General features: G+C 60.6%; 22 protein-coding genes. 16 read left to right on the top strand and 6 right to left on the bottom strand.

Features of this window, described 5'->3' with window-relative positions:
• Positions 1–152 (bottom strand): TetR/AcrR family transcriptional regulator (locus BMZ17_RS21375; protein ID WP_139202835.1); only part of this gene is annotated, 152 nt, incomplete at its 3' end.
• A gap of 473 nt (positions 153–625) precedes the next feature.
• Between BMZ17_RS21375 and BMZ17_RS08150 the strand changes: the two genes are divergently transcribed.
• From BMZ17_RS08150 to BMZ17_RS08125, 6 genes are all read left to right on the top strand, one after another.
• Positions 626–1,138: an RNA polymerase sigma factor gene (locus BMZ17_RS08150; RefSeq protein ID WP_093138120.1), complete on the top strand. Its 513-nt coding sequence runs from the start codon at positions 626–628 to the stop codon at positions 1,136–1,138.
• A gap of 25 nt (positions 1,139–1,163) precedes the next feature.
• On the top strand, positions 1,164–2,222 hold the full coding sequence (locus tag BMZ17_RS08145; protein ID WP_175485509.1) for a FecR family protein: 1,059 nt from the start codon (positions 1,164–1,166) through the stop codon (positions 2,220–2,222).
• Positions 2,223–2,326: 104 nt separating this feature from the next.
• Positions 2,327–4,798 (top strand): TonB-dependent receptor, encoded by a 2,472-nt coding sequence (locus BMZ17_RS08140; protein ID WP_093137951.1) that lies wholly within the window; start codon positions 2,327–2,329, stop codon positions 4,796–4,798.
• Between the two features lie 53 nt (positions 4,799–4,851).
• Complete coding sequence (locus BMZ17_RS08135; protein WP_217645747.1) at positions 4,852–8,094, top strand: amidohydrolase family protein; 3,243 nt, start codon at positions 4,852–4,854, stop codon at positions 8,092–8,094.
• A gap of 80 nt (positions 8,095–8,174) precedes the next feature.
• Entirely contained in the window at positions 8,175–8,798 is a 624-nt protein-coding gene (locus tag BMZ17_RS08130) for an FMN-binding negative transcriptional regulator (RefSeq protein WP_093137950.1), read from the top strand.
• Positions 8,799–8,814: 16 nt separating this feature from the next.
• Positions 8,815–10,347, top strand: a complete 1,533-nt coding sequence (locus BMZ17_RS08125; RefSeq protein ID WP_217645746.1) for an amidase — start codon at positions 8,815–8,817, stop codon at positions 10,345–10,347.
• Between the two features lie 191 nt (positions 10,348–10,538).
• Here BMZ17_RS08125 and BMZ17_RS08120 read toward each other — a convergent pair whose 3' ends face one another.
• Positions 10,539–11,198 carry an alpha/beta hydrolase gene (locus BMZ17_RS08120; RefSeq protein ID WP_093137949.1) on the bottom strand — a complete coding sequence of 220 codons (660 nt, stop codon included), beginning with the start codon at positions 11,196–11,198 and terminating at the stop codon, positions 10,539–10,541.
• Between BMZ17_RS08120 and BMZ17_RS08115 the strand changes: the two genes are divergently transcribed.
• On the top strand, positions 11,193–11,459 hold the full coding sequence (locus tag BMZ17_RS08115) for a hypothetical protein (protein ID WP_139202834.1): 267 nt from the start codon (positions 11,193–11,195) through the stop codon (positions 11,457–11,459). The genes BMZ17_RS08120 and BMZ17_RS08115 overlap by 6 nt on opposite strands.
• A 509-nt stretch (positions 11,460–11,968) precedes the next feature.
• On the opposite strand, the gene BMZ17_RS08110 is transcribed toward BMZ17_RS08115, so the two are convergent.
• Complete coding sequence (locus BMZ17_RS08110; RefSeq protein ID WP_093137947.1) at positions 11,969–12,190, bottom strand: hypothetical protein; 222 nt, start codon at positions 12,188–12,190, stop codon at positions 11,969–11,971.
• 721 nt (positions 12,191–12,911) lie between these two features.
• Between BMZ17_RS08110 and BMZ17_RS08105 the strand changes: the two genes are divergently transcribed.
• The 4 genes from BMZ17_RS08105 to BMZ17_RS08090 all read left to right on the top strand — a co-directional run bounded on the left by BMZ17_RS08105 (position 12,912) and on the right by BMZ17_RS08090 (position 17,873).
• On the top strand, positions 12,912–13,487 hold the full coding sequence (locus tag BMZ17_RS08105) for a 2Fe-2S iron-sulfur cluster-binding protein (RefSeq protein WP_093137946.1): 576 nt from the start codon (positions 12,912–12,914) through the stop codon (positions 13,485–13,487).
• A complete protein-coding gene (locus BMZ17_RS08100; protein WP_175485508.1) occupies positions 13,460–14,539 on the top strand; it encodes an FAD binding domain-containing protein in 1,080 nt (359 codons plus the stop codon). The genes BMZ17_RS08105 and BMZ17_RS08100 overlap by 28 nt, the downstream gene beginning before the upstream one ends.
• On the top strand, positions 14,536–16,806 hold the full coding sequence (locus tag BMZ17_RS08095) for a xanthine dehydrogenase family protein molybdopterin-binding subunit (protein WP_093137945.1): 2,271 nt from the start codon (positions 14,536–14,538) through the stop codon (positions 16,804–16,806). Before BMZ17_RS08100 ends, BMZ17_RS08095 begins: the two co-directional genes overlap by 4 nt.
• A gap of 173 nt (positions 16,807–16,979) precedes the next feature.
• Positions 16,980–17,873: a manganese catalase family protein gene (locus tag BMZ17_RS08090; protein WP_093137944.1), complete on the top strand. Its 894-nt coding sequence runs from the start codon at positions 16,980–16,982 to the stop codon at positions 17,871–17,873.
• A gap of 390 nt (positions 17,874–18,263) precedes the next feature.
• On the opposite strand, the gene BMZ17_RS21280 is transcribed toward BMZ17_RS08090, so the two are convergent.
• Together BMZ17_RS21280 and BMZ17_RS20910 are read right to left on the bottom strand one after the other, a co-directional pair.
• The gene (locus BMZ17_RS21280; RefSeq protein WP_093138116.1) at positions 18,264–18,596 is read right to left on the bottom strand and encodes a hypothetical protein; all 333 of its coding nucleotides are present in this window, start codon (positions 18,594–18,596) and stop codon (positions 18,264–18,266) included.
• A 56-nt stretch (positions 18,597–18,652) separates the two neighbouring features.
• Positions 18,653–18,961 (bottom strand): hypothetical protein, encoded by a 309-nt coding sequence (locus BMZ17_RS20910; protein WP_139202833.1) that lies wholly within the window; start codon positions 18,959–18,961, stop codon positions 18,653–18,655.
• 1,196 nt (positions 18,962–20,157) lie between these two features.
• Between BMZ17_RS20910 and BMZ17_RS08080 the strand changes: the two genes are divergently transcribed.
• From BMZ17_RS08080 to BMZ17_RS08065, 4 genes are read left to right on the top strand one after another with little or no spacing between them, the layout of a single operon-like run.
• Positions 20,158–21,168: an acyl-CoA dehydrogenase gene (locus tag BMZ17_RS08080; protein ID WP_254775217.1), complete on the top strand. Its 1,011-nt coding sequence runs from the start codon at positions 20,158–20,160 to the stop codon at positions 21,166–21,168.
• Positions 21,156–21,914 (top strand): PIG-L deacetylase family protein, encoded by a 759-nt coding sequence (locus tag BMZ17_RS08075; protein WP_093137943.1) that lies wholly within the window; start codon positions 21,156–21,158, stop codon positions 21,912–21,914. The genes BMZ17_RS08080 and BMZ17_RS08075 overlap by 13 nt, the downstream gene beginning before the upstream one ends.
• Positions 21,915–21,916: 2 nt before the next feature.
• Positions 21,917–22,522 carry a class I SAM-dependent DNA methyltransferase gene (locus BMZ17_RS08070; protein ID WP_254775250.1) on the top strand — a complete coding sequence of 202 codons (606 nt, stop codon included), beginning with the start codon at positions 21,917–21,919 and terminating at the stop codon, positions 22,520–22,522.
• On the top strand, positions 22,519–23,208 hold the full coding sequence (locus BMZ17_RS08065; protein ID WP_093137942.1) for a glycosyltransferase family 2 protein: 690 nt from the start codon (positions 22,519–22,521) through the stop codon (positions 23,206–23,208). Before BMZ17_RS08070 ends, BMZ17_RS08065 begins: the two co-directional genes overlap by 4 nt.
• A gap of 337 nt (positions 23,209–23,545) precedes the next feature.
• Here BMZ17_RS08065 and BMZ17_RS21135 read toward each other — a convergent pair whose 3' ends face one another.
• Positions 23,546–23,707 (bottom strand): hypothetical protein, encoded by a 162-nt coding sequence (locus BMZ17_RS21135; RefSeq protein ID WP_175485507.1) that lies wholly within the window; start codon positions 23,705–23,707, stop codon positions 23,546–23,548.
• Positions 23,708–24,872: 1,165 nt separating this feature from the next.
• Between BMZ17_RS21135 and BMZ17_RS08055 the strand changes: the two genes are divergently transcribed.
• Positions 24,873–25,205 (top strand): hypothetical protein, encoded by a 333-nt coding sequence (locus tag BMZ17_RS08055; protein ID WP_139202832.1) that lies wholly within the window; start codon positions 24,873–24,875, stop codon positions 25,203–25,205.
• Positions 25,206–25,225 lie beyond the last annotated feature (20 nt).

The following is a 25,225-nucleotide window of genomic DNA, read 5'->3' as shown; positions in this document are numbered from 1 at the left end:
TAGTGATAGAACGACCCCTTGGGTACGCCAGCGGACGTCAGTACTTCGTTCAAACCGACCGCCGAAAAGCCCTTGCCGCCCATGATCCGTTGGCCGGTGGCCAGGATCTTTTCGCGAACATCCAGAGTTTCGGGGGCGGCGACAGAGCTCATGGGTTGGCAATCTACGCCTCATTAGACCGGTCGTCTACTACCTCTGCGCTTTTATTTCGGATCGATATTTCGGCATGTGCCGGGCGGTTTGGGGTTTGGACTCAAGGTGCCCGCCATTGGCACGCCATCTGCGCTCAGGCGGGTTCAGCGATCTCTGGCCTGACAGTCGAGCCGTTGCGCCTAATCGAGATCCTTGCCATGCGCGATTACCCGGCGACAAAGCTCGTCGAAGGGAAGTCGAAGCGGGTGCGCCATCGGTGCGATGGTGAATTCAACCCCAATAGGCCTGGTGCGACGCAAGGCCGGTGTAACCACCCAGCCGCGCTGCTCAAGATCTACATCTATGGCTAACTCAACCAAGTGCAGCCCAACTGCTTAAAACGGTTTCTGATGAAATCAGGGGTACCCGACCGGGCGCTTTCCCACTCCTATTGAACGAGGCGCCAGAACGCGCCACCGGTGGACAGCAAAAAATGCCCAACTGGGCCGGCTCATTCAAGCAGTACCAAGACAGCCTCAGGAGCTTCCTGCGTCGGCGCGTGGCCGATACCTGGGAGGTCGAAGACCTGGTCCAGGAGGTCTACTGGCGCCTGCTGCACGCCGATGCCGACGCAGGGGAGCGCGAGGCGATCCACAACATCCGGGCCTACCTGTTCACCGTCGCCGCCAACCTGGTGCGCGAACGGGCGGTGCTGTACCAGCGTGCGGCCCTGCAGGTGGACATCACCGATGTCCTATCCGAGCTGCATGCACCGGATTCAAATCCGGAAGACCATGCCTATCGGCAGGCGCGCCGGGTGCGGTTGGTGCAGGCAATCGCGGCCCTACCGCCGCGATGCAAGGCCGTGATGGTGATGCAGTACCGAGAGGGCATGAGCTATGCGGAGATCGCAGATGCCATGGGAATTTCGACGCACATGGTGAAGAAGTACGTAGTGCGTTCGCTGGACCTGTGCAGGAGGGCACTGGCCAACTATGAAGCGTGATCGAGAAACGGCCGCGGAGTCGGCCATGCAGGAGCTGCTGTCGCAGCAGGCGGCCGAGTGGATCGCCGAGGAGCGGCACATGCTCATGGGGCAGCCGCGTCGCCGCGGGCTGTTGCAGTGGCTGCGCGGATCGCGCAGCCATGTGAACGCCTATCTGCGGATGGCGGTCATCGAGGAGGATCTGGTCGATGCGATGAAATCCATCGACACGCCGCTGGAGGAGCTGCTGGCTGCCGCACGACAGGACGATGCGCCGGTGGTTCTACAGCCTGCGCCGGTCCTGCACCGGCAGGCGGTGCCAGCGCGCAGTGCCAACGGCGTGCGCCGGGCCTGGATGGTCGCAGCCTGCGCGGCGTTGGTTGTGACCGTCGGGGTCTTTGGTCTGCAATCGTCGACTGAGCCGACCGTCTATCGCACCGCTCAAGGCGAGCAGCGCACGCTGCAACTGGAGGATGGCACGCGCCTGCAGTTGAACGTGGGCACCGAGGTGCGCGTGGCCTATGGCGGCAAGGCGCGGGACATCGAGCTGGTCCACGGGCAGGCGTTCTTCGATGTCGCCAAAGATCCCCGTCCCCTGCAGGTCCGGATTGGCCAGAACGTCGTACGTGATATCGGCACCGCCTTCGATATCTATCGGCGAGGCAAGCTGGATACCGTCAGCTTGGTGCACGGCAAAGTCGAACTCTGGCGCCAGCCCGCGCCTGGCCCCCACTGGTGGTCGCGCGGGTCCGACAAGCCCGCATCACGCATCGCCGAGTTAGCCCCGGGGATGCGTCTCAGCATCGACGCTCAGGGGCAGGTCCGCGAGGATCTTGCTTCCGGTGCCGAAGGTGCTTCAGCCTGGACGCACAATCAGATCGCGTTCGATGACACGCCCATGGAGCAGGTAGCGGCGGAGTTCAATCGCTACAACACCGTCCAATTGCGCATCGACGATCCGCGCTTGGCGTCGATGCGGATCTCGGGAATGTTCTCGAGCCGAGACCTGGACAGCTTCGTGCTGTATCTGCGCAGCATGCCGCAGACGCGTGTGGAGCAGAGGCCAGGGCAGATCGTGGTGGTTGCTGAAAATAAATTGAAATAAACGGTACCCGAGTTGGCGCACAGGCCCTCTCAATAAGAGGAGCCGCTGGGGAGAGCGGATCTCGTGTCATCGCCATCCATTTCTTCTACGGGGACCGTTTCCACATGCGTTCGAATGTCGTACTGCCGTTTGGCCTGAGCCTGGCCATCGCCGCCGCACTGGCCGCATCACCGCTGTCTGCACAACCCGTTACCGCCTCGGCGACCACCACCAGCGCGATTGCCAAAGGCACCCCGCTTTCACAGGCATTGGCCGACCTGGCCCGCAACACCAACCTTCAGTTGGTCTATCAGGCCAAGGTCACCGCGGGACTGGTCGCGCCAGCTGTCGCGTCAGGCGTGCCGGTCGATCAGGCGCTGCAAACCTTGTTGCGCGGCTCGGGCCTGGACTACAGCTTTCTTAACCAGAACACGGTGGTGATCAGCGCTGCGAAGATTCCGGCTGGCGCATCCAGGCCCGCGCCCAAGAGTGAAGCCACCGATCTCAAGCAGGTCACGGTCACCGCCAGCAAGCGCGTGACGCCGCTTCAGGAAATCCCCGGTGGCATCTCCGCAATCAGTGGTACGGCGCTGAAGGAAGTCGGCGCACAGTCCAATGCCGATTACCTGGGTCGTCTGCCGGGCGTGGTCTTCAACGCCGGCATTCCAGGCCAGTCCACTGCGGTGATCCGCGGCGTGGGCACCAGTGCCGGCATCGACCAGGGTCAGGGGCCGACCGGCTGGTACATCGATGATGTGCCGCTGAGCGAGCCCAGCTACGCGGTCGGCATCCCCGACATCGACACCTTCGACCTGCAGCGTGTGGAAGTGTTGCGCGGCCCGCAGGGCACCCTGTTTGGCTCGGCCTCGCTGGGTGGTGCGATCAACTACATCACCAACCCGGCCGACACGAGTGGATTCGATGCAGCCTTCGAGACTGGCCTGAGCAGCACCCAGCATGCTGATGGCGAGTTGAGTTACACCGCCAAGGGCATGATCAACCTGCCGCTGATTGCCGACCGCCTGGCCCTGCGCGCGGTGGTGCTCAAGCGCTCCGATGCCGGCTATCTCGATAACAACGGCACCGGTGAGAAGGGAAGTACCGATGTGTCCACCACGGGCGGTCGCGTCTCGCTGATGTGGACCCCTGACGATGTCACGCGTGTCTCGCTGATGGGGCTGTACCAGAAGAGCCTGACCGACGACCAGAACTATGCCCACAGCGCGCAAGGAAAGTACGCGCGCTACTCGCTGTTCTCCACCGAGGCTGACTACGACATCAGTCTGTTCTCTGGCCGGCTGGAACGCACTTTCGACTTCGGCGAGCTGACCGCGATCCTGTCGCAGAGCAAGAAGACGCACGAGCTTCATGGTGATATCACCCAGAGCTCTTCCGTGCGCACCCTGTTGCCCGGCAAGGCGATCGATTCGACCGAGTACATGGACATCACCATGAAGACGGCTGAGGTGCGCCTGGCCTCATCGTCCAATGACCGCTTCGAATGGCTGCTGGGCACGATGTTCAGCAGCAGCGACCGTGCCGTGCACACCTTCACTCACGCCGATGGCGCGTACGCGGTGCTGAGTCGCTTGCGACCGACCGCCGAGTACGACGGCACCGACAATTTCAATCGCACCTACAGCGACGGCGGCGGCGAAGAGTACGCATTCTTCGGTGAGGGCAACCTGCATCTCAACGATGCCTGGACGCTGACTGCCGGTGGCCGGTTCTTCAAGTCGCGCTATGGCGTAACCTTGGACCGCTATGGCTACAGCTATGTGCCCAGCCAGCACCCCGATCCTTACCGGATCAGTGAAACCGGCTTTGTCCCCAAGGCATCGTTGCTGTATGCGCCCAGTCGGGATTTCACCACCTACGCGACGATCTCCAAGGGCTTTCGCGTCGGCAACCCCAACACGGTGTATCCGTGCGAGTGCAATTTCGACACGCCCGCCGGTTGGGATTCGGACAGCCTGTGGAACTACGAGCTGGGCTTGCGTAGCGACTTCTTGGGCGGACGGGGTCACGTGGATGCGGCGGTGTTCTACATCGACTGGACCGACATGCAGGTCCGCCTGACCCGTCAGGACAACGTCACCTACGGGACCAATGCCGGTGCTGCGCGCATCTACGGCCTGGAGAGTAGCGTCGGCTTCGACCTGACTCCTGATCTGAATTGGGCCACGAACCTGACCCTGCTCAATGCCGAACTGACCGAGGATGTGGCCACCGCTTCTCCGGTCCTGCGCAAGGGCCAGCAGCTGCCCGGTGCCTCCAAGATTCAGGTCGCCAACACCTTGACGTGGCGCCTGCCCACGGCACTGGAGCCAACCCTGATCCTGTCGCATCGCTACATCTCCGACGCGCCGGAAACCCTGAGCGACAGCGTGGCCAAGGTGGGTGAGTACAACCAGATCGACCTGCGCCTGAACCTGCGGCACAAGCAGTGGGACTATTCGATCTGGGGCACCAACCTCAACAATGCCTATGCCGCTTCATTCGGCTACGGCACCAGCACCAATGCGCTCTATCGACGCCAGGAATTCATCATCCGTCCGCGTACCTTCGGTGTGTCGGCTGCCTGGCGCTTCAACTGATCCATTCCTGGCGCGGCCGTCAGGGTCGCGCCAGCTCTTCGCGACGGTGCCTGATGTTCATTTTGATGCGCTTTCTCGCAGCTGCCAGTCTGACGCTGGCGGCTTCCATAGCCATTGCTGGCGATGCATTGCCCAGGCTGGCCCACAGCCGCAGTGTGTCCTTCACCGCGACCGAGGCGACCTGGAGCGCGGTGGACGTTTCGCCGGACGGCAAGACGCTGCTGTTCGACCTGCTCGGCGACATCTATCGGCTTGACCGTGCGGGGGGACGTGCCCGGCCGCTGCTGGATGGCGTCGCCTTTGAAAACATGCCGGTGTTCTCGCCGGATGGACGGCAGTTTGCGTTCGTCAGCGACCGCTCGGGCAGCGATAACGTGTGGGTCGCCAACGTTGACGGCAGCGGCCTGCGCCAGCTCTCGCAAGACAGTGGCGTCGAATATTTCGCCTCGCCGGCCTGGTCGCCGGATGGCAAGACGGTGTACGCCTCGCGCAGCGTGCCCTCGCTGCTGGCCTTCGAGCTCTACGCTTATCCCGTCGATGGCGGGCCGGTCAAACAGATCACCAAGGCAAAGCCGAGCGGGACGGAAGACTTCGACCAGCGTAAGCAGGCGCTGGGTGTCGCGGCGTCACCGGACGGGCGCTTTCTCTATTACGCCACCAAGACCGGTACCACCTGGACCACGCGTGCGGTGCCACCGCTGTGGTCAATCGTGCGCCGTGACTTACGTACCGGCGCGGAAGACACGCTGATTGCCTCGCCTGGCGGCGCGATGCGCCCGGTCCTGTCCCATGACGGCAACCAACTCGTGTACGCGACCCGGCAGGGCACTCAGACCGGCCTGCGCATCCGCGATCTGCGCAGCGGCGAGGATCGCTGGCTTGCATTGCCTGTGGACCGCGATGGCCAGGAGGGCGGCTTCTATGCCGACCTGCTGCCGCGCTTTGCCTTCACCCCGGATGACCAGGCGATCGTGTTCTCGCGCAACGGTCATCTGGTGCAGCGTGCGCTGCACGGGCAGGAGAACCCCATCCCGTTCACCGCGCAGGTGAAGCTGGAAATCGGCCCGGAACTGCATGTCGACCAGCGATCGCCGGAAGGCCCGGTCAAGGTGCGCCTCATCGGCAAGCCGTCACTGTCGCCGGATGGACGGCGCTGGGCGTTCTCCGCACTGGGCCGGTTGTACGTGATGGACGTGGCCGAAGGCGCGCAGGCCCGGTTGCTTGACGCGGCCGGCACGCAGGCCTGGCAGCCGAGCTGGTCACCCGATAGCCGCACCCTGACCTACGTCACCTGGGGGGCGAAAGAGGGCGGGGCGGTCTGGACAGTGGGCGCTGATGGCCAGCGCTCACCGGTACAGATCAATCAAGGCGCCGGCTATTACACCGATCCTGTGTTCGATACGGACGGGCGTGGGATTTTTGCGTTGCGCTCCAGTCACCACGACCGGCTCCGACTGCGCGTGGAGACCGGAGCGGTCCGCGCCGCTGACATCGTGCGCATGCCGGCCACCGGTGGGGTGCCGCAGCTGATCGCCCAGGCCTATGGCGCGCGCGGCCTGGCGCTGGCCGGCAGCACGTTGCGCTACGACACCGGCGCCGGGGTGATGGCGCTGGCATCGGACGGTGCTGCGCCTGCGCGACAGGTCGCAGCAGTCAAGGTGCTGGCCCCTTCGCAGTACGTGGCCGCCAGCATCGTCGGGGGCAGTGTCCGGCTCTCGCCGGATGGACGGCACGCGCTGACGGTCACCGGTGGCCAGTTGATGCTGGTGCCACTGCCGGCCGCAGGGCCAGACGGCAAGCCGCCGCTGGTCGATCTGGCGGCTACGCCAGAAGCGGCGGTTCAGCTGACCGCCATCGGCGCCGACACCTTCGACTGGAACGCCGACGGCACCCAGATCGTGTGGACCCGAGGCGCTCGGCTGCTGCACATCGGGCTGGACCAGGCGCTGGCCTTGCGCGGTCGCGGCCAGGCCGAGGGGGCGGCGGACATGCAGCAGGCGGGCATCACGCTCCCGCGCGCAACGCCCGATGGCCTGCTCGTGCTGCGTGGTGCAACTGCCCTGACCATGCAGAACGGGCAGGTGATCGAGAATGCGGATGTGCTGGTGGGCGGTGGCAGGATCCTGCGGATCGGCACGCGCGACAGCTTCGCCATTCCTGCACAGGCCGCCGTGCGAGACCTGCAGGGCAAGTTCCTGGTGCCCGGCTTCGTCGACGAGCACGCGCACTGGTTCCAGACCCGGCGCGGCATCCTCGAGCCGGATCCGTGGGATTTCCTGGTCGACCTGGCCTACGGCGTCACCACCGGCATGGATCCACAGTCGTTCACGCCAGAGGTCTTTGCATACCAGGACATGATCGAAGCCGGGCTTGCGGTGGGCCCGCGGGTGTTTTCGACCGGGCCAGGCTTTTTCCGCGATACCCGGATCGAGTCGGTAGGCCAGGCCGAGTTGGCGATGCAGCGCTATCGCGACGACTACGCCACCCGCAACCTGAAGTCGTACATGCCGGGCAACCGTGCGGTGCGCCGGCAGATTGTGGACGCGGCGCGGCGCACCGGCATGATGCCCACGACCGAAGGCGCCAGTGACCTTCGCCTGGACCTGACCCACGTGCTCGACGGCTTTGCCGGCAATGAGCACGCACTGCCGGTGGCGCCGCTGCATGACGACGTCGTGCAGCTGTTCGCACGCACTGGCACCTCGTATGCGCCGACGTTCTCGATGCTCTACGGCGCTCGTCCGATCCTGGACGAGATGATCCAGCGCTACCAGCCGCAGCAGGACGCCAAGTTGCAGCGCTTCATTCCCGCCGCCGTCCTGGACGAGAAGACCCGCAGCCGCAAGTGGAGTCCGCCAGACCAACGCGAGTGGCCGCGCTTTGCCGCACAGGCACTGAAGATCCAGCGCGCCGGTGGCGTGGTCGGCATCGGCAGCCATGGCGAAATGCCGGGCCTGGGCTACCACTGGGAGCTGGAAGCCTACGTCGCGGGAGGTGCCACGCCAATGGAGGCACTTTATGCGGCGACCATGGGATCGGCGCGCACCATCGGACATGCCGGCGAGATCGGAAGCCTGAGCACCGGCAAGTTCGCCGACCTGCTGGTGCTGGAGCGCGATCCGCGCCAGGACATCCGCAACACCAACAGCTTGGTGCAGGTGATGAAGAACGGTCGCCTGTACGACGCGCAGACCTTGGACCAGCAATGGCCTACCGCTGCGCCGCTGCCAGTCCAGTGGTTCAACGACCCATCGCTTGATCCGCTGCCGCCGCCCTCGCCGGAAGGCACGCCGTAAGCATGCATTGCGCGCCTGGCGTTGCAGCGGCACGCCAGGCGCTGACGTCCTTCGCCACCGCCAATTAGGAAAAACAACCCATGGGACACGCCCGGGACCCGCTGTTCGCACCGCGCACCGCACAAGACATCATTGATCTGGTCGCACATGCGCCGCTGGCTTGGCTGGTGTCGGCCGGCGGCGAAGATGCGGCGTTCACGCCCTTGCCGCTGCGCGCCGAGCTGGATGCGGAAGGGGATCTGGTCGCGCTGCGCGGCCACCTGGCAAGGCGCAATCCGCACGTGTCACGGCTGGCGCGCGAGCCGCAGGCGCAGGCGCTCTTCTTAGGTCAGCACGGTTACATCTCGCCCAGCTGGCTGAGCGATCGCACCCAAGCGCCGAGCTGGAACTACGCAGCCGCGCGTTTCGATCTGCGCGTGACGTTGTGCGAAGGCGAGGCCGACATCCAGGATGAACTTCGGGCGCTGTCCGAGCAGATGGAAGCAGGCCGCACCAACGCCTGGACCCTGGACGAGATGGGCGCACGTGCAGCGCGTCTGGCCACCGGCGTAGTGGCCTTCCGTGCCGAGATCATTGAGGTGAAAGCGACGTTCAAGCTCGGCCAGGACGAACGTGAGGGTGATCTTGAGGAAATCCTGGCAGGCCTGCGCGGCGCGGGTGACATGCCGCTGGTCCAGCTCATGGAGCAATTCAATGCGCGCTGATGAAGAGGGAAATACGATGAAGATGACACGACGCGGCGTACTGGCCGCAGGGTCGGCCGCCATGGTGACGTATGCAACCCGGGGCGCAGCGGCAACGGTGTCGCGCCCGAATGCCGGCAACGTGCTGGACCTGCCAGCGGTGGAGCTAGCTGCGGCGCTCCGCAAGCGCAGCGTGTCTGCGCGCGATGTGATGACCGCTTACCTGGCGCGGCAGGCGGCGCTCAATCCGCGCTTCAACGCAATCGTCTCGGCGGTCGATCCCGAGCATCTGCTGGCGCAGGCCGCGGCCCAGGACGAGGACGCCGCAAAGGGCCGGTTCCATGGTCCGCTACATGGCTTCCCGCATGCGGTGAAGGACACCGCGCCGGTGCGCGGGATCCGCAGCACGCAGGGCTCGCCCATCTTGCGCGACAACATTCCCAAAGCTGACTCGCTCGTTGTTTCGCGCATGCGTGCGGCCGGCGCGATCTTCGCCGGCAAGACCAACGTGCCCGAGTTCGCGCTTGGCTCGCACAGCTTCAATCCGGTCTTCGGCGTGACCCGTAATGCCTACGATCCAACCAAAACCGCCGGCGGCAGCTCGGGTGGCGCCGCGGTCGCGCTGGCGCTGCGCATGGTGCCGCTGGCAGATGGCAGCGACTTCGGCGGCTCGCTGCGCAATCCGGCGGGCTGGAACAACGTCTTTGGATTTCGTCCTTCGTTCGGTCGTGTGCCGTCGGCACCGTCGACCGACACCTTCGGCCAGACCTTCGCCACGTCCGGGCCGCTCGCACGTTCAGTGCGCGATCTGGCGCTGATGCTGTCCGTCCAGGCTGGCGCCGATCCGCGCGTGCCGTTCTCGCTCAACGACGATCCGGCGGCTTTCGCCAAGCCGCTGGACCGCGAATGGAAGGGCCGCCGCATCGGCTGGCTGGGTGATCTTGGCGGCGCGCTGCCGATGGAAGATGGCGTCATGGCGGTGTGCGAGCAGGCCCTGGCCGCATTCCGCACGATCGGGATGCAGGTTGAATCCGCAACGCTGTCCGAGCCTGCAGCGGCGATGTGGAAGACGGCGGTTGACCTGCGCTTCCTGTCGGTGGGTGCGGACCTGCGTGGCTTCGCCGCCGATCCGGCCAAGCGCGCTCTGATGAAGCCCGAGGCGCTGTGGGAAGTCGATGGATTCCATGCGCTGACAGCCGATCGCATCGTCGACGCGCAAGAAGGCCGCACGCGCATCTTCGAAGCCTTCCGCAAGGCATTCGAGCAGTTCGATTTCCTGGTGCTGCCGACGGCGCAGGTGTTCCCGTTCGATGTCGATACGCGCTGGCCGAGCGAGATCGCCGGCCGCAAGATGGACAGCTATCACCGCTGGATGGAAGTGACTCTGCCCACCACGATGGCCGGGTTGCCGACCCTGGCGGTGCCGGCGGGGTTCGGTGGGCCAAGCCGGCTGCCGATGGGCTTGCAAATCATCGGTCCTGCGCATGCAGATTTGGCTGTGCTGCAGGTCGGTCATGCCTATGAGCAGGCCTCTCCATGGATCGGAAAGACGCGGCCAGTCATCGGTTGATGGATCAGTGCTCGGAGGCTGAGTTCCGCCGGGCATTCACTTCAGTCTGCCGCGATGCGTTTGGCTTCTTGGGTTCACGCTTGTTCTGTTCGCGCACCACCGACCTCGGCCCACTGACATCGCGGCCCGGTGAGTCGAACCAAGCGGCCACATGAGAAGCCCTGAAATGGTGTGTCTGAAGCGCCATCAGCTTAGACGCTGGTCGAGTCTCCTCGTGCTTTCAGTAGGAAGCTGGCGATGCGTTGGTTAGCAGACAGTGCCAATTCGCTCTCGAACGCGTTGAATCCGTGCACGCCACCGGGATAGACAGTCAGTTCTGAGGAGTTGCCGGCTGCCTGCCAACGCTGGTGCAGGAACAGCGAGTCGTCGACCAGTGGATCGATGGTTCCAACGGTGAACAAGGCCGGCGGCAACCCGCTCAGATCGGCGTACAGCGTCGATGCCGCGGCTGAACGCGGATCAACTTCGCCCAGGAAGCCGTCCGCAAAGGCTTGGACCGACGCGCGATCGATAAACGGCGTGCCCGCCGAGGCGCGCGCGCTCGGGGTCAGCGAGAGATCAAAGCAGCCATACATAAGACTGGCCGCGCTGTAAGCCGACACCTCGCCGGCATCACGCAGCCGCAGCAGGGTCGAGGCGGCAAGGTGCGCACCTGCCGATTCACCGCCTATCGACAGCCAGGACGTGCCAAATTCTCTTTGCGCATGCTCAATCAACCACCGCGCTGCGCTCAGGCAGTCATTGATGGCAGCCGGGTAGGGGTGTTCCGGCGCAAGGCGATAGTCCACGCTCACGGGCTTGGATGATGAGGTCGCAGCAGCCGGCTTATGATATGGGAACGAGCGATGCAATTACTCTGTCCAATGAACAGCACGCAAGACGAAAAATTCGCGAACTTGGTAGACGCAGATCCGCGCGCACTGCTGCTGCGCATTTATGCCTTGGCACAATCAATAAGCGTCAGAGAGCAAGCGGCGGCAGAAGCAAATCCGGCGGTCTTGGCAGAGACCAGAACGATTCAGCTGTCTGCAATGGCACTTGCCGACCGGCTCGGGGTCGATTTGACGGCCATCCGCGTGGTGCACGTACAGAAGCGTGACTTCGCCGTTTGAAGTTGTGCGCTGAGTGAGCCGGGAGCAAGGCGGACCCCTAGGGCTTCAAAGAATCGATCATGATCAAGGCATTCGAAAAATTCGATTTCCTTGTACTGCCGACGGCACAAGTGTCCTCATTCGATGTCCACCCCTGGCGGTACCGGCGGGGTTCGGGAGGGCGAGCCGGCTACCGCTGGGCTCACAGATCATTGGTCCTGCGCATGCTGATCTGACTGTACTGCAGGTCGGCTACGTAGATGAGCAGGCCTCTCCATGGATCGGAAAGACTCCGCCCGCTATTTTCAGCTAAATGTGTTTCCACAGGGTCGAGAGCTCGGGGAACGAGCTTGTAGCCGGTCATCCGAAAGTAACGCATCTGCCGAACTCATCTTGCAGGGCATGAGTATCAATTCGGCCAGAATGGAGAAATTAATTAATTTTCTTCGCGAGAAGCTCGAATAATGGATGCATCAGCTGCGATGTGACGTGGAATCAGATGTAAGTCATTGGACGGTTAACCGCTGGCGTCAAGAAGGCCTAACCTCGATCCCATCCTTATTCGCGATTTCGACAATCAATCGTGCGATAAGCCTTGCGCTGTCAACTTCAGCAGGGGCGGGTTCAACGGCTACCTGGCTCACCATGTCGGCTAAGTGCTGACTCAATGCATACACGGCAAGCAACAACTGCTCCTTAGTCATGAGGTGGACCTGCGTGGAGTCAACTTGACCCATGACGACGTTCTCCATACTTCGATTCACATCCGATGGACTGGTGCGAGGCGACATGCCGTGAGGCTCGCCTTGCGGTGTTCTTACATGGAAAAAAATCGAACCTCTACGTCACCCGCGTGCTGCGGGCGACGTGAGATAGGGCCAAATGCAGGCCTACTTCCTCTTGCCAGAACTAGGTGTATTCCTGTTATTCCCTTTCACCGGTAGCGGCGTCACGTTGCTAGGCGGAGTCTTGACCAATGTTGGCTTGCCAGTGGATTCCGATGCACCCAATTTGGCGGGATAGTCTTTTTTGTCGCTCATGATGACTCCTCGCGATGAGATCATCGCTCAAGCAAGGTGGCCCCATTCTCGTGAGCTCCGCGTGTTTTTCTAATGGAATTTCAACTTGTCCTCTGGTTCGGCTCCAGGGCAGTCTTTTGACGTCCTGCTTCCTCAAATATGTGCGTTAAGCTCAAATGGCAGCTCTTCCTCTGACAAAACTGGTAATTGCGAAAGTATTGGCTTCGACTGAAATTTATATTTCGCCCGGGATGCTGAGCTGATTTTTCACCATTTTGAGGTATTTCGCGCAATTATCGAGCGACGAATTTTAACTGAAAAGTTTTTTAGCAGGTTTTCTCTATCAATTTGGGGGGAATTTCGGTGGGTGGCACGCACCTGTTTTCGGCGATCCTCACACCCAGGCAACCTTAATCCAGCCACGTTCGCTGGATTCGCCGCTGAGAGCCAGCTCATGCCAAGCCCAGATTCGGTCGCTTCTAAGGCGATGCAGGATGTATCTCGTCCTGTTCACTATTGGATTTCGTTGAAGATCAATGCGGTGGAACATCGTTTGCCAGTTGAAGGGTGGGTTAGCCTGCTCGACCTGTTGCGCGATCGGCTGGATCTAACAGGCACAAAAAAAGGCTGCGATCACGGACAGTGCGGCGCGTGCACGGTGGTGGTCAACGGGCGACGAGTGAATAGTTGTTTGAGTCTGGCGGTGATGCAGGACGGCGCAGAGATCACCACAGTCGAGGGCCTTGCTGATGGTGAGATGCTGCATCCCCTGCAGCGCGCCTTCATCCAGCATGATGCGCTGCAGTGCGGATATTGCACGCCTGGCCAACTTTGCTCGGCGCTAGGACTGCTCAACGAAGGTCACGCCAGGACCCGTAGCCAGGTTCGCGAGTTGATGAGCGGAAACCTATGTCGTTGCGGCGCCTATCCTCAGATTTCCGATGCGGTGCTATCGGTGCTGATGGGCGGGGCGACTGATGAAGCAGAGGCCGTGTCGGCTATTTGGACGCCTGGTACGGTGCCAGCATGAGGCCGGTGCGCTACGTACGGCCCGCGGTGATAGCGGCCGCAATCGCTGCGCTGCATGAAGAGCGCATTGCCGCTTTGCCTCCGAGCGATTCCTTAGCGCAATTCATCGCTGGGGGAACTAACCTCGTTGACCTGATGAAGTTACAGATCATCCGGCCGGCGATGTTGGTGGATATCAACTGGCTGCCGATGGACCAGATCACACCTAATGGAGCAGGCGGCTTGCGCTTGGGAGCTGGCGCTCGCAACGCTGAGACGGCGAACCACCCGCAGGTGCAGAAGCATTACCCGCTTCTCAGTGCGGCCATGCTGTCTGCGGCATCACCGCAGATTCGCAACATGGCCAGTAACGGCGGCAATCTGCTGCAACGCACGCGCTGTAGCTATTTCTACGATCACGCCACGCCATGCAACAAGCGTACGCCAGGCGTAGGGTGCGCGGCGATCGGAGGATTGAACAAGTATCATGCCATCCTCGGAGCGAGCGCCCATTGCATCGCCACACACCCTTCTGACATGTGCGTGGCGCTTGCTGCGCTGGAAGCCACGGTTCACGTGCAGAGTGACGGCGGGACACGCGACATCGATTTTGCCGATTTCCATCGCTTGCCCGGTATCCATCCTGAGCGCGACAACACACTGTTGCCAGGCGAGCTCATCACCCACATCGATCTTCCCGAATTAGACCGCTTCGCTTCACACAGCGCCTACTTGAAGATTCGCGAACGCCTGTCTTACGCCTTCGGCCTTGTATCGGTAGCCGTCGCACTGGATCTAGATGACACGGGACTGATCAGGGAGGCGCGTATTGCGCTCGGCGGCGTGGCACATAAGCCCTGGCGAACTAGTGCCGCGGAACTTTGCCTCGTCGGCGTGGTACCCCAGCGTCAGGCCTTCGAGCGGTGTGCCGAGATGTTGCTGGAAGGCGCACTGGCCCAGCACAGCAATGGCTTCAAGATCGTATTGGCCAAGCGCACGGTGGTGCGTGCGCTGGAAGCAGCTACCGCTGGCACAGCTCAGACCCACGACTTCTACATGGGAGCTTTGGAATGAGAGATGGCCTCATCACACCGGTCGCTGAACCTGGCACCGGTCATTCACCCACCGGCACCGGCGTCCACCGCATTGATGGCCGTGTCAAGGTTACCGGCCAGGCGCGCTATGCCGCTGAATGGCGGACACCGGGTCTGGCTTACGCCGTGGCGGTTAACAGCACAATCGCAAGGGGGCGCATCGTTCGCTTCCGACTTGATGCCGCATTGGCCGTGCCTGGTGTACTGCAGGTCATCACCCATGAAAACCGTCCCCACATGCGGTCACTAGCTTTTTTTTATAAGGATATGACCGCGCCAGGTGGCTCTCCGTTCCGTCCGCTCTACGATGATGTTGTGAGATACAGCGGGCAGCCAGTTGCATTGGTGGTAGCTGAAACATTCGAAGCCGCGCGTGACGCCGCAGCGCGATTGGTTGTCGAGTACCTGCAGGAAGGGCACCAGACGGAACTGATGGCTCACTTGCATCAGTCGCGCCAGCCGAAGCCATTGAAAGCAGGCTTCTCGCCGCCGCCAAAAGACAAAGGCGATCCACAAGCCGCATTTAACGCTGCGCCGTGTCAGGTAAATGCTCACTATTACAGTGGGACAGAACACCATAACCCAATGGAGCTATTTGCCTCCACAGTGATTCTAAATGGAACAGGTCACTACACCATTTATGACAAGACTCAGGGCTCGCAAAATAGCCGCTGGTACGTCTCTCGTGTTTTCGGCATTCCCAGACGCAAGGTTACGGTGCGCAATACCTATGTCGGTGGTGCATTCGGGGCCGGTCTGCGCCCACAGTATCAATTAGCTCTCGCGATGATGGCGGCAATAGTCCTTAAGCGCTCAGTACGCGTAGTGATGACCCGGCATCAGATGTTTACTTTCGGGCATCGCCCGGAAACTTCACAGCATTTAAAACTTGCAGCCGATCGCGATGGCGTCTTGCGGGCAATTTGGCACGAGGCGATAGCCGAAACGTCACGTATCGAAGACTACGTAGAGGTGGTCGTCAACTGGAGTGGCCAGCTCTATGCCTGCGACAACGTCCACTTAAGCTATAGGCTGGTTCCTCTCGACCAATACACGCCGATTGACATGCGAGCACCTGGTGCTGCGCATGGCATGCATGCGCTAGAAGTTGCGATGGACGAGCTGTCCTATGAGATCGGCATCGATCCACTGGAGCTACGGCTGAAGAACTACGCTCATAGCAATCCTGTCGATGGCAAGCCGTTCTCCAGCAAAGCACTACGCGAATGCTACGCCTTGGGCGCCGAACGGTTCGGCTGGGCCTTTCGTCCGCCTGAGCCGCGTGCTCGCAGAGAAGCCCACGAATGGATCGGCTGGGGCATGGCCACTGGTCAATGGGATGCAATGCAGATGCCGGCCCGTGCTCAGGCGGTGTTGCACGCCGATGGGCCATTGGTGGTCAGCAGTGCAGCCACCGATATCGGAACGGGTACGTATACAGTAATGGCAATGATTGCAGCTGAGTCGTTGGGGTTGCCGCTTGAGCGCGTCACCTTCCAGTTAGGTGACTCAAACCTGCCTTTTGCACCAATCGAGGGCGGCTCTTCGCACGTTACTTCAGTCGGTTCTGCGGTGGACGGTGCCTGCGGCAAGCTGCGCAAACAACTGCTTGTGCTGGCGCAACGTGAGGATGACTCGCCCTTCAGGGGACTGACGCTTGGGCAGGTGCAGTTCGTCGATTCGGGACTCCAGGTTCGCGGCGCGACAGCTACTCATGTTTCTCTTGATGATTTGCTGCATGGGGCCGGCAAGGGAAGTGTCGAAGCAAGATACTTACTGGTTCCTAACATGTTCAAAAAACGCAGGTTCACTAGGGCCACGCACAGCGCGGTGTTCGTAGAGGTGCGCGTGGATGAGGAACTTGGCACGGTGAGAGTGATGCGCGTGGTCAGCGCGATTGCAGCTGGTCGCATACTGAACCCGATTGCCGCCCGCAGCCAGATTATCGGCGGAGTGGTATGGGGAATCGGCGCGGCGCTGCACGAACACAGCGAGATGGATCATCGTTTCGGTCGATTCATGAATCACGACTTGGCGCAGTACCACCTTTCGGTCAATGCCGACATCCACGATATTGAGGTCGTGTTCGCACCCGAGGACGACCGAGTTGTGAGTGCGCTTGGAGCCAAGGGCGTGGGCGAGATCGGACTAGTCGGTGTTGCAGCCGCGATCTGCAACGCGATATTTCACGCCACTGGCAAGCGCGTCCGTAATACGCCGATGACGCCGGACAAGGTAATGAACTGAATTTTTTGCGATCGGGTCTGACTGCGGTGCGCGTGACGATGCAACCCTGTCTATCTCATTGAAGGCTAACGCGTCTAGCACCATGTTGGGAACAGTCGCCAGACACTGCATTTCCGCTTTGAAGGGGTCATGGGGCAATGCGCGATTGCCACCCAACCTGAGGAGCACCCAAGATGTACATGCACAACAAACGTCTGCAGTACACCGTTCGCGTCGCGGAAGGAAATCCTGCTTTGGCGACGCTGCTACTGGAACAGTTCGGCGGTCCACAAGGCGAGTTAGCCGCGGCCATGCGCTATTTTACGCAAGCCTTGGCTGAGGACGATCCGGGCAGAAAAGATCTGTTGTTCGACATCTCCACCGAGGAGTTGAGCCATTTGGAGATCATCGGCTCGATCATCACCATGCTCAACAAAGGCGCGAAGGGTGAACTTGCTGAAGGTATGGAAGAAATGGGCGAGCTGCGCTCATTGACCGGCAACAGCACAAGCCAAACCCAGGCAATTCTCTACGGAAACGGCCCTGCCTTGGTTAATTCCAGCGGCGTGCCATGGAGTGCGTCTTATTTGGACAGCATTGGCGAGCCAACTGCTGACTTGCGCTCAAACATCGCGGCTGAAGCACGTGCAAAGATGGTCTACGAACGCCTGATCGGCGTCACCGATGATCCGGGCATCAAGGATGCGCTGACATTCCTTATGACACGTGAGATTGCACATCAGAAATCCTTCGAAAAAGCCTTATACGCAATCTCTCCAAACTTCCCCACAGGCAAGTTGCCAGGAGACCCCAACTACACCGATGTCTATTTTGATGCCTCGCAGGGAAGTGGCAACGTACTCGGCCCATGGAATGACGGCGAGTTGTGGGAGCGCGTAGAGGACCAGGAGGCCCAATGCGCAGTGGATGGCGGTGACGGCACCGCCAGTGTTGGTCTCACGCCGCGGCAGAGAGAGGCTCTGGCCTCTTTCGTGGCGCGCACCGCCTCTGATCCGGGCAGTGATCCGATGACCGGTGCTGAGCTTGGTGCGGGGCCCGGTGCAGGCGCTACGAACCCGTTGAATTGATCGAATAATAAATCTCTCTGGGTAGGCATGGGCTCTCAGTTGGCCCATGCTCTGCTCAGGAAGTTCCTAAGGGAAATCAGGAGAAATCACAGCTTTCGCATCGTAGGCGAGCGATCCTGCTCTGGTCTTCCACAGTCGCACAGGAGGCCACGCTCGGGGTGGCGATTTTTGATCTTCCCAGCGTTGAGATTGCCCGAAAGCTATTGACCCCAGATTCTTTAGCGCTACTAATCACACTTCCTTTTGGAAAGTGAAACTCTTAAAAAATAGCTGCTGCCGCGCGCGCCGCAGGGGAGGGGGTCAGCCTTTATCCCTTCCAATCCCGGCCGCTGGTATGCAAGCTCACAGCCGCTATTGCTTTGGCTGGCGATTGCCGATCGCCTGCTTTTGTTACTCCGACTCGTGAAGCGATCCAAGCCAGTCGGCGTATGGGGTGTTGCGAGCCATGTGTCTGTTGAAATCAGGTGAGCCATCAGTCCACCACACAGGACCCCGTTCTCCAAGGCCAATCTTTGCCTGATGCACGCTTGCACGAGCCTTACGCATTTCACGCCGATCTCCCGTGGACGACGCTGCGATGACCGCACGGCGCCCATCCATGAGGTCATTGATTAGTTGCTGTCGCTGGGGGGCGCTCAAGCCCGGGTTAGGGGCGCGCCACAGACGTCCTCTCACTAAGATGTATCTTCCGTCAGGAGTGACGGGAGGTCCTTCGCTTTTCATGCTCATCCTCCCGGAAGTTCAGAAGCGCTTGCTGTGGAGATACAACGCGTGGCGGTTCAGGTTGGCCCACAATTCCAAAGGCCATCTGAGTTGGTTTTAGCCATCCACACGCGGCCCACGACGACTTGGTCGAAATGGCGAGGAATCTGTGATGCTCGCCAGATAGCGGCAGCAAACGCCTCCTCGATGGCGAAATACCAGTAGCTTCCATCGAGGTCAATCCGAGCAGCTTTCGCATTGTTAAGGAAATCCGCAGAGAGGACACTTCGTACCAGACCGACCAGATGTGATAGCAACTGACCACGAAGTTCGCTTGGCAGGATCTGCCGTAGCCTCAGCCGATCGCGCGGCGTCATCGAATGCATTGGGGTTTCTCCAGCTGCCGATGAACGGCGGCAGAGCCGAGTTCAGAAGGGCGCCGGCGGCGGCCGGCAAAATCCAAACAGAGAGTGCTAGAACATGAAGGGTGATGGCGTACAGGTGATTGGCCATCCCTTTTGTAGGCAGCGTTGCATGGCTGTATCGCTGTGAAATCTACGCGTAGAGCTGGCATCGAATGCTGTGACGCGTGAGGAGTGGTTCGTAGTGATAGTGCCAGTTTGTGGGTCCGAGTACGCTGGCTACAAGATACATGCCGTTGAAGTCGCCGGTTGGTGGTACGAGAATCCTGTGTAGTTGGACCTCAACATCGTGAGTGCTAACTTCCATGATGGCGGATGAAACTGCTTCGATTAAGTCTTCGGCACTGGCTTGCAACACCAGATGGCGAAATGCCAGACGGTGGAGTTTCGTTGAAATGAGCACGGGCGCTACCTCTGATGCATCGCCCCCGCAAAATTCACTCTACGCCCTTACAGATTTACTGATCCTCACATGTGCAGCAGAGCAGCTGTCTGCTACCACCTTCTGTAAGAATCGCATTGATGACATCGAGGGCAGATTTTGATTCGAGCAGGGTGATCCCTGCATTTTTGATCGGCAAGCCAATCAGCGGTTCGGTGTGATCGCATCTTGCGAAAGCTCACCGATCCGATCGCTCTAAGCTGAAGGTAACTCACTTTGAGCTCAACTGATCTATATGCACGCCGGTGGAATAGGCTGCCAGTTCTCACCGGTCTCATGACGGATCGTGGCATTGAGAAAAGCACGGGGCTCACGCTGCAGGCAGACAGGAAAATTCCTTGGATCATGCTGCCTGGCTGATTCCGGTTGCACCTCACGGTGCCAATATCAACCCAGTTGAAATATGCCAATTCGAACGTATTGGAGCTAAGCCAGCCTTGCCAGTGCGGTTCGCGATGCACGTGATGATCCTCAACACACGCTACGCTTAAAGAGTCAATCGCGCGGCCAATTCAGACGAACGGCGGGTGCTTCAGAGTAACGGCAGGCACTTCTAATGTTGGACCCTGTTGGCGTCCTAGCCGTCTAGCGAACGTGGCTGAAAGCCAGCCAGTAGCGCATAAGCGTTCGGCTTTGCTCTTGGTGCTCGCTAAAAGCGCGTTAGTTCGGCGTATAGGGGTCTCACGGCTGAACAACGGCTCGGCGCTTAGCTTGCCGGATGCAAGTTTTCTTGGCAGACACAATCGATATCAACGACCAGGCGTTGCGTATTGCCAATTGGCGGAACTTACGTGCCGCGGCAATCAATTTCATTGCCAGTACTCCAACTCTTCCACTGCCTGGACGTGGCAACACGCTTGATCGATGGCGCGCCTTATCAGCGATCGGCGGTCAGGACCTGGCGCTGGTGAAGGTGCTCGAAGCGCATTTTGATGCTCAGGCCATCCTCGCAGATCTTGATGCGGCGGCGATGGCAACAGGTGAGTTATGGGCAGTATGGGCTGCCGAACCTCCGGGCGTAGTGCTCGACTTCACGGCGACCACTGAGACATCAGGTCTCCTCTCAGGGACTAAAGCGTGGTGTTCGGGCGCACAAATTGCCAGCCATGCATTACTGACTGCAACTGCCGGTGGAAGGCAGGTTCTGTGTCGGGCGGTTGTGGATCTGGAATACATGGATTACGACACCAGCCGATGGCAGGCGGTCGGAATGTCGCGGATCAGTAGTGGCACCTTGATGCTGCGAGGGGCGCGCGCAAGCCTGGTAGGGCCTCCCGGCGCATATTTGGACAGGCCTGGCTTCTGGCATGGCGGCGCGGGGATCGCGGCATGCTGGTTCGGTGCAACTACTGCGATTGCCGGTCGGCTTCGCGAGGATCGGCGAGTGAAGTCCAATCCACACGTGGCCGCGCATCTGGGTGCGATCGACATCGCGCTCTCCGCGGTAGCCGCGCTGTTTCGCGAGACGGCTGCGCTAATCGATGCCCAACCTCGCCAAGCGCATCGCCACGAAATTGTCAGGCTACGTGCGTTGATGGACCGCGTCGCCAGCGACGTGATCGAACGCGTTGGGCGCGCGTTGGGCGCAGGACCGCTTTGCACCGAGCATGACCATGCCCAACGCTGTGCCGATCTGATGGTGTTTCTACGCCAGGCGCACGCCGAGTCAGATGAGCAGCGGCTCGGAGAAGCACTATTCGATGGGGAGACCCGCACATGGAGGCTTTGAAGGGCCGGTCCATCCAGGGGACGGGCAATACAGAGGAGGCTTGGGCCAGCAGTACACTGCTGCGGGATCTTCCGGAAACCGACCTGGCCGGGCTGCTGGGTGATAGCGCGCGGCTGGTTGTGGTCGCGCCGCACCCGGATGATGAAGTGTTGGGCTGCGGTGGCTTGATCGCCGCCGCAATCCACTCCGGGCTCCAAGTGCTGGTGGTCTCACTCACCGATGGCGAAGCGGCGTATGCCTGTGATCCTGCGTGGCCGCCGCAACGGCTTGCGCCAATCAGGCGCAGCGAACTGCTCAACGCCGTCCGTGCGCTGGGTGGTGGCACCGACAACATCGCGCATGTTGGGATTGCAGATGGGCATATCGCCGTGTGCATCGAGCGGGCCATCGATGCGTTGGCTCAGGTGCGCCGCCGGGACACTGTCCTGGTGACTTGGGCCAAGGATGGACATCCCGATCACGAGGCGGCGGCTCAGGCCGCGCAGCAGGTATGTGCCCGCGTGGGCGCGCGCCTGATCCAGTATCCAATCTGGTGCTGGCACTGGGCCGACCCGGAGCGCGCCGATTTCTTGAGCAACCGGGCCCGGCGCTTTTTGCTGAGTGCGTCGGTCCAGGCGCGCAAGCGTGCCGCACTTTTGGCGTTTGCCACGCAGATCGGGACCAGCGTTCCAAGGCCTGCCTCACCCATCCTTCCCCCGCACGTGCTGGCGCGGTTCCAGCGTCCATACGAGGTCTACCTGACGTGACAGTGCAAACGGAAATTCCGTCTGCTGCCTATTTCGAGCAGATCCATGCGAACGGTGACCCTTTTGGGTATCGATCGCGCTGGTATGAAGCAAGGAAGCGGCAGGTCCTGCTGGCAACCCTGCCAAAGCCCAACTTCGAACGCGCCTGGGAGCTTGGCTGCTCCAACGGCGAATTGACCGCCGCACTGTCTGAACGCTGTAGCTCGCTACTGGCCACCGATATCTCGAACCGTGCGGTGCAGTTGGCGAGGCAGCGCACGCAGCAACTCGCGGGCGTGAGTGTCGAGCAGATGACGCATCCGTCGCAGTGGCCGACAGGCAGCTTCGCACTGATTGTGATGAGTGAAGTGGGCTATTACATGACCCCTGCAGCGTTGCACGAAACGATCGAAAAGCTGCAGGACGCCCTGCAGCCCGGAGGCGTCTTGGTGGCTTGTCACTGGCTGCACCCGTTCGCCGGGGCTCCCCAAAATGGCAGACAGGTCCACGCGCGTATAGCCGAAATTCTGGGCTCCTTGCCCACATACGCCTATGAGGATCGTGATTTCGTATTGGAAGCCTGGGGCGGCGGTGAGGCCTCGATCGCTGAGTTGGAGGGTCTGAGGTGATCGCTGTCCTGATCCCAGCGCATAACGAAGCAGCTCTGATCGGTGCGTGTCTGCGATCGGTCCGACGTGCGGCAGAGCATCCCGAGCTGCAGGAGGAAGTGCGCGTCGTCGTGGCGGTGGATCGCTGCCAAGACGCGACAGCACCAATCGCTCACGCGCTTGGCGCACATGTCATTGAAGTCTCTGCGCCAGGCGGGGTAGGGCTCGCACGCGCAGAAGCTTCCGCCTTGGCGGTGTCTTGGGGAGCGCGCTGGCTATCTATGACCGATGCTGATACCACCGTGCCGCAGGACTGGCTGGTCGAACAACTGCGCCATCGCGCGGATGCCTTCTGCGGCATCGTGGAAGTGGAAGACTGGGAGGATTATGGGGATGAGGTGCAGAGCGCCTTCCGCATGGGGCAATGTGCACTTGATGGTCATATGCGCGTCCATGGCGCCAATATGGGAGTGAGCGCTGATTTCTACACGCGCTGCGGGGGATTCTTGCCCTATTTGTGCAGTGAAGATGTCGCACTGATCGATGCATTGGTGGGTATCAATGCCAGGATTGCGCGCATGGCGCGGCCAGTCGTGAAGACGAGCGCCCGGCGTATGGCGCGTGCGACCGGCGGCTTTTCTGACTTCATGAAGCAGGTGGAGCGCATGAGTCTTCAGCCTGGCGTCGAACCAATTACGTCCCTCTGATACAGCTATCGCATGCGCTCGCATTACGCGTTGATGGACGGCATGATTGGAGGCGGACGCAATAGCGGTCATCTCCTCTTTCCGGAAGCGCGCTGATCGATACCTGCTGACGATCGTTCTGCTCTAACGGGTTGCGCACGCCGTAGGTAGCTGTTTCTATGAACAGACGTTCCCAGGATTGGCAGCGTAGCTGCCGGCTTTGGCTAGTCGGTTCCAGAGTGGACCGTCAGTCCTGCAAAATCGGCTACGAAGCTGACTTGTCAAAAGGCGTTCGGCAGTGCTCTTGCATGTGAGTGATCGATGTTGTCTCACATCTGTTCGCCACCCAAAGCTGGCCTCAGCGGGCGCAAATATAAAGAATGCGCGCCCAGGTAAAGCCGAATACGAGTCGCGCAACGTCTTCTTCCATCCCCAAGCACCGCGCTTCGCTCAAAGCAAGCGCGAGCGCAGATTCCATGGTGAACGCGGCATCAGTAGCTGAGGCATAGATCTTCGTCATCAGCTCCCACCGGTGAGCGAACTGAACTGGTGAACATCCCCTCTGCTCGGCGACGCTGCACCAGTACTTGTACTCGGCGTCCATGTCCCAGGCCATGATCGACGCGGGAAATAGCGGAGGGACTGGGTCATGGGCGGCCTGTTTCTGTTGGGGATCTGTACTATCGCCCAGCTTTTGTAGGGCGGCTACACAAGTAGTGATCGTTATGAGGCGCCTGGGCTCCCATACGGGGAGTCAAATGCGAACCGGGCGCACCGTTGGTCCGAATTTTCGACGGGGGCCGTTCATAGCGCGTAGCTTGCAAGAACGGGGGGCTCCCGCGTTCTCTTTGGGAATCTCTGTGACAGGAAGCAAGGCCTATCGCTTCACCCACCGGGCGTCTCAGCAAGGGGCGATGGCCGGTGTGCAATACAGGCCACTCCCGCACCCGTTTGCCTGCGTGCATCCTTTTCGAAAGCAAGTGCGCGTGGCTTTGCAAGAATCGATGATTGCTCATGTTGCAGGTGCCGCTCGGCGCTTGGAACGTCGATGAAACCAAGACAGACCTATTTGATCCTCCTCCATCTGAGGAATGGGCAGTCCATTGGTCCTGAGCGTCTTGGGTCGATGTGGAAGACTGCGTGCGGTGGCAGTCCCGGGTCAAGCGTCACCTGCCGATGCAGGGGTGAAGAGTTCGATCAGTCGGTGACATACCAGTTGCGAGCCATGTCGGATACCCCGATCAAGGCTGCCGAAGAACTCATGCGCGACATGCTAGATAGTGACGGATTTGTGTTTCGCCTAACTCGCTCGCGCTGATTTTGGATCCGGTCAAAAAGCTCGACAAGCGACGGGTTTACTTTCGCTTCCGTCAGATGTTCTTCGTGGGCTTCGCCTCCAGGTGAAATACGATGGTCAACTATGTCTTTAGAAGTTGTTGCAATGCACCGAATGAGGCCGGAGACCTCGAGACCTCCGTTCGCGCGGCACTGCGTGAGGTTCGCTGCCAGGGAGCTTTCCAATATGAGCAAGCAGATACCACAGAGACATCGGGTGCAGATGGCGGCTACGTCCTGATGAACATCATGGCGGCCGCTGGTTGGCAGTATCACCATGAGTTGGTGTTCAGCCGTCATGGAATCACATGCGCATATTTCACCGCAGAGTCCGGCTTGGGGACTTGCTGATGGCCTACATAGAAGATCAGCCACAGGCCACGACTGAAGTGGCCTTGATCACCAGGTTCTCGCTGTGGATCGACAGATTTGAACCCGCCGGGAAGCTATTCCTTGCCTTTGACAAGGAGAAGTGCCAGCACAACGGGGAACTGATGGCTGTTCTAAGCTCACCCGTGTGCTCAATTGATCTGATGCATGCTTACAGCAATCAGCTGACCAAGGCTGATCGATTGGGATATTTTCCATTCAACCTTGAACAGGAGGATGGTACGGAACTGAACGACCGGGACTTCATTCTTCTTTCAGACCGGGAAAAGCACAGAGTTATCCAGGGTCGATGAAGCGGTAGCCCTATTCGGAA

This window comes from Pseudoxanthomonas sp. GM95 (genome assembly GCF_900109775.1).
Lineage (GTDB): Bacteria > Pseudomonadota > Gammaproteobacteria > Xanthomonadales > Xanthomonadaceae > Pseudoxanthomonas_A.
Note: the sequence above shows the minus strand (reverse complement) of the source record. Positions and strands in the feature narration are given on the sequence as shown.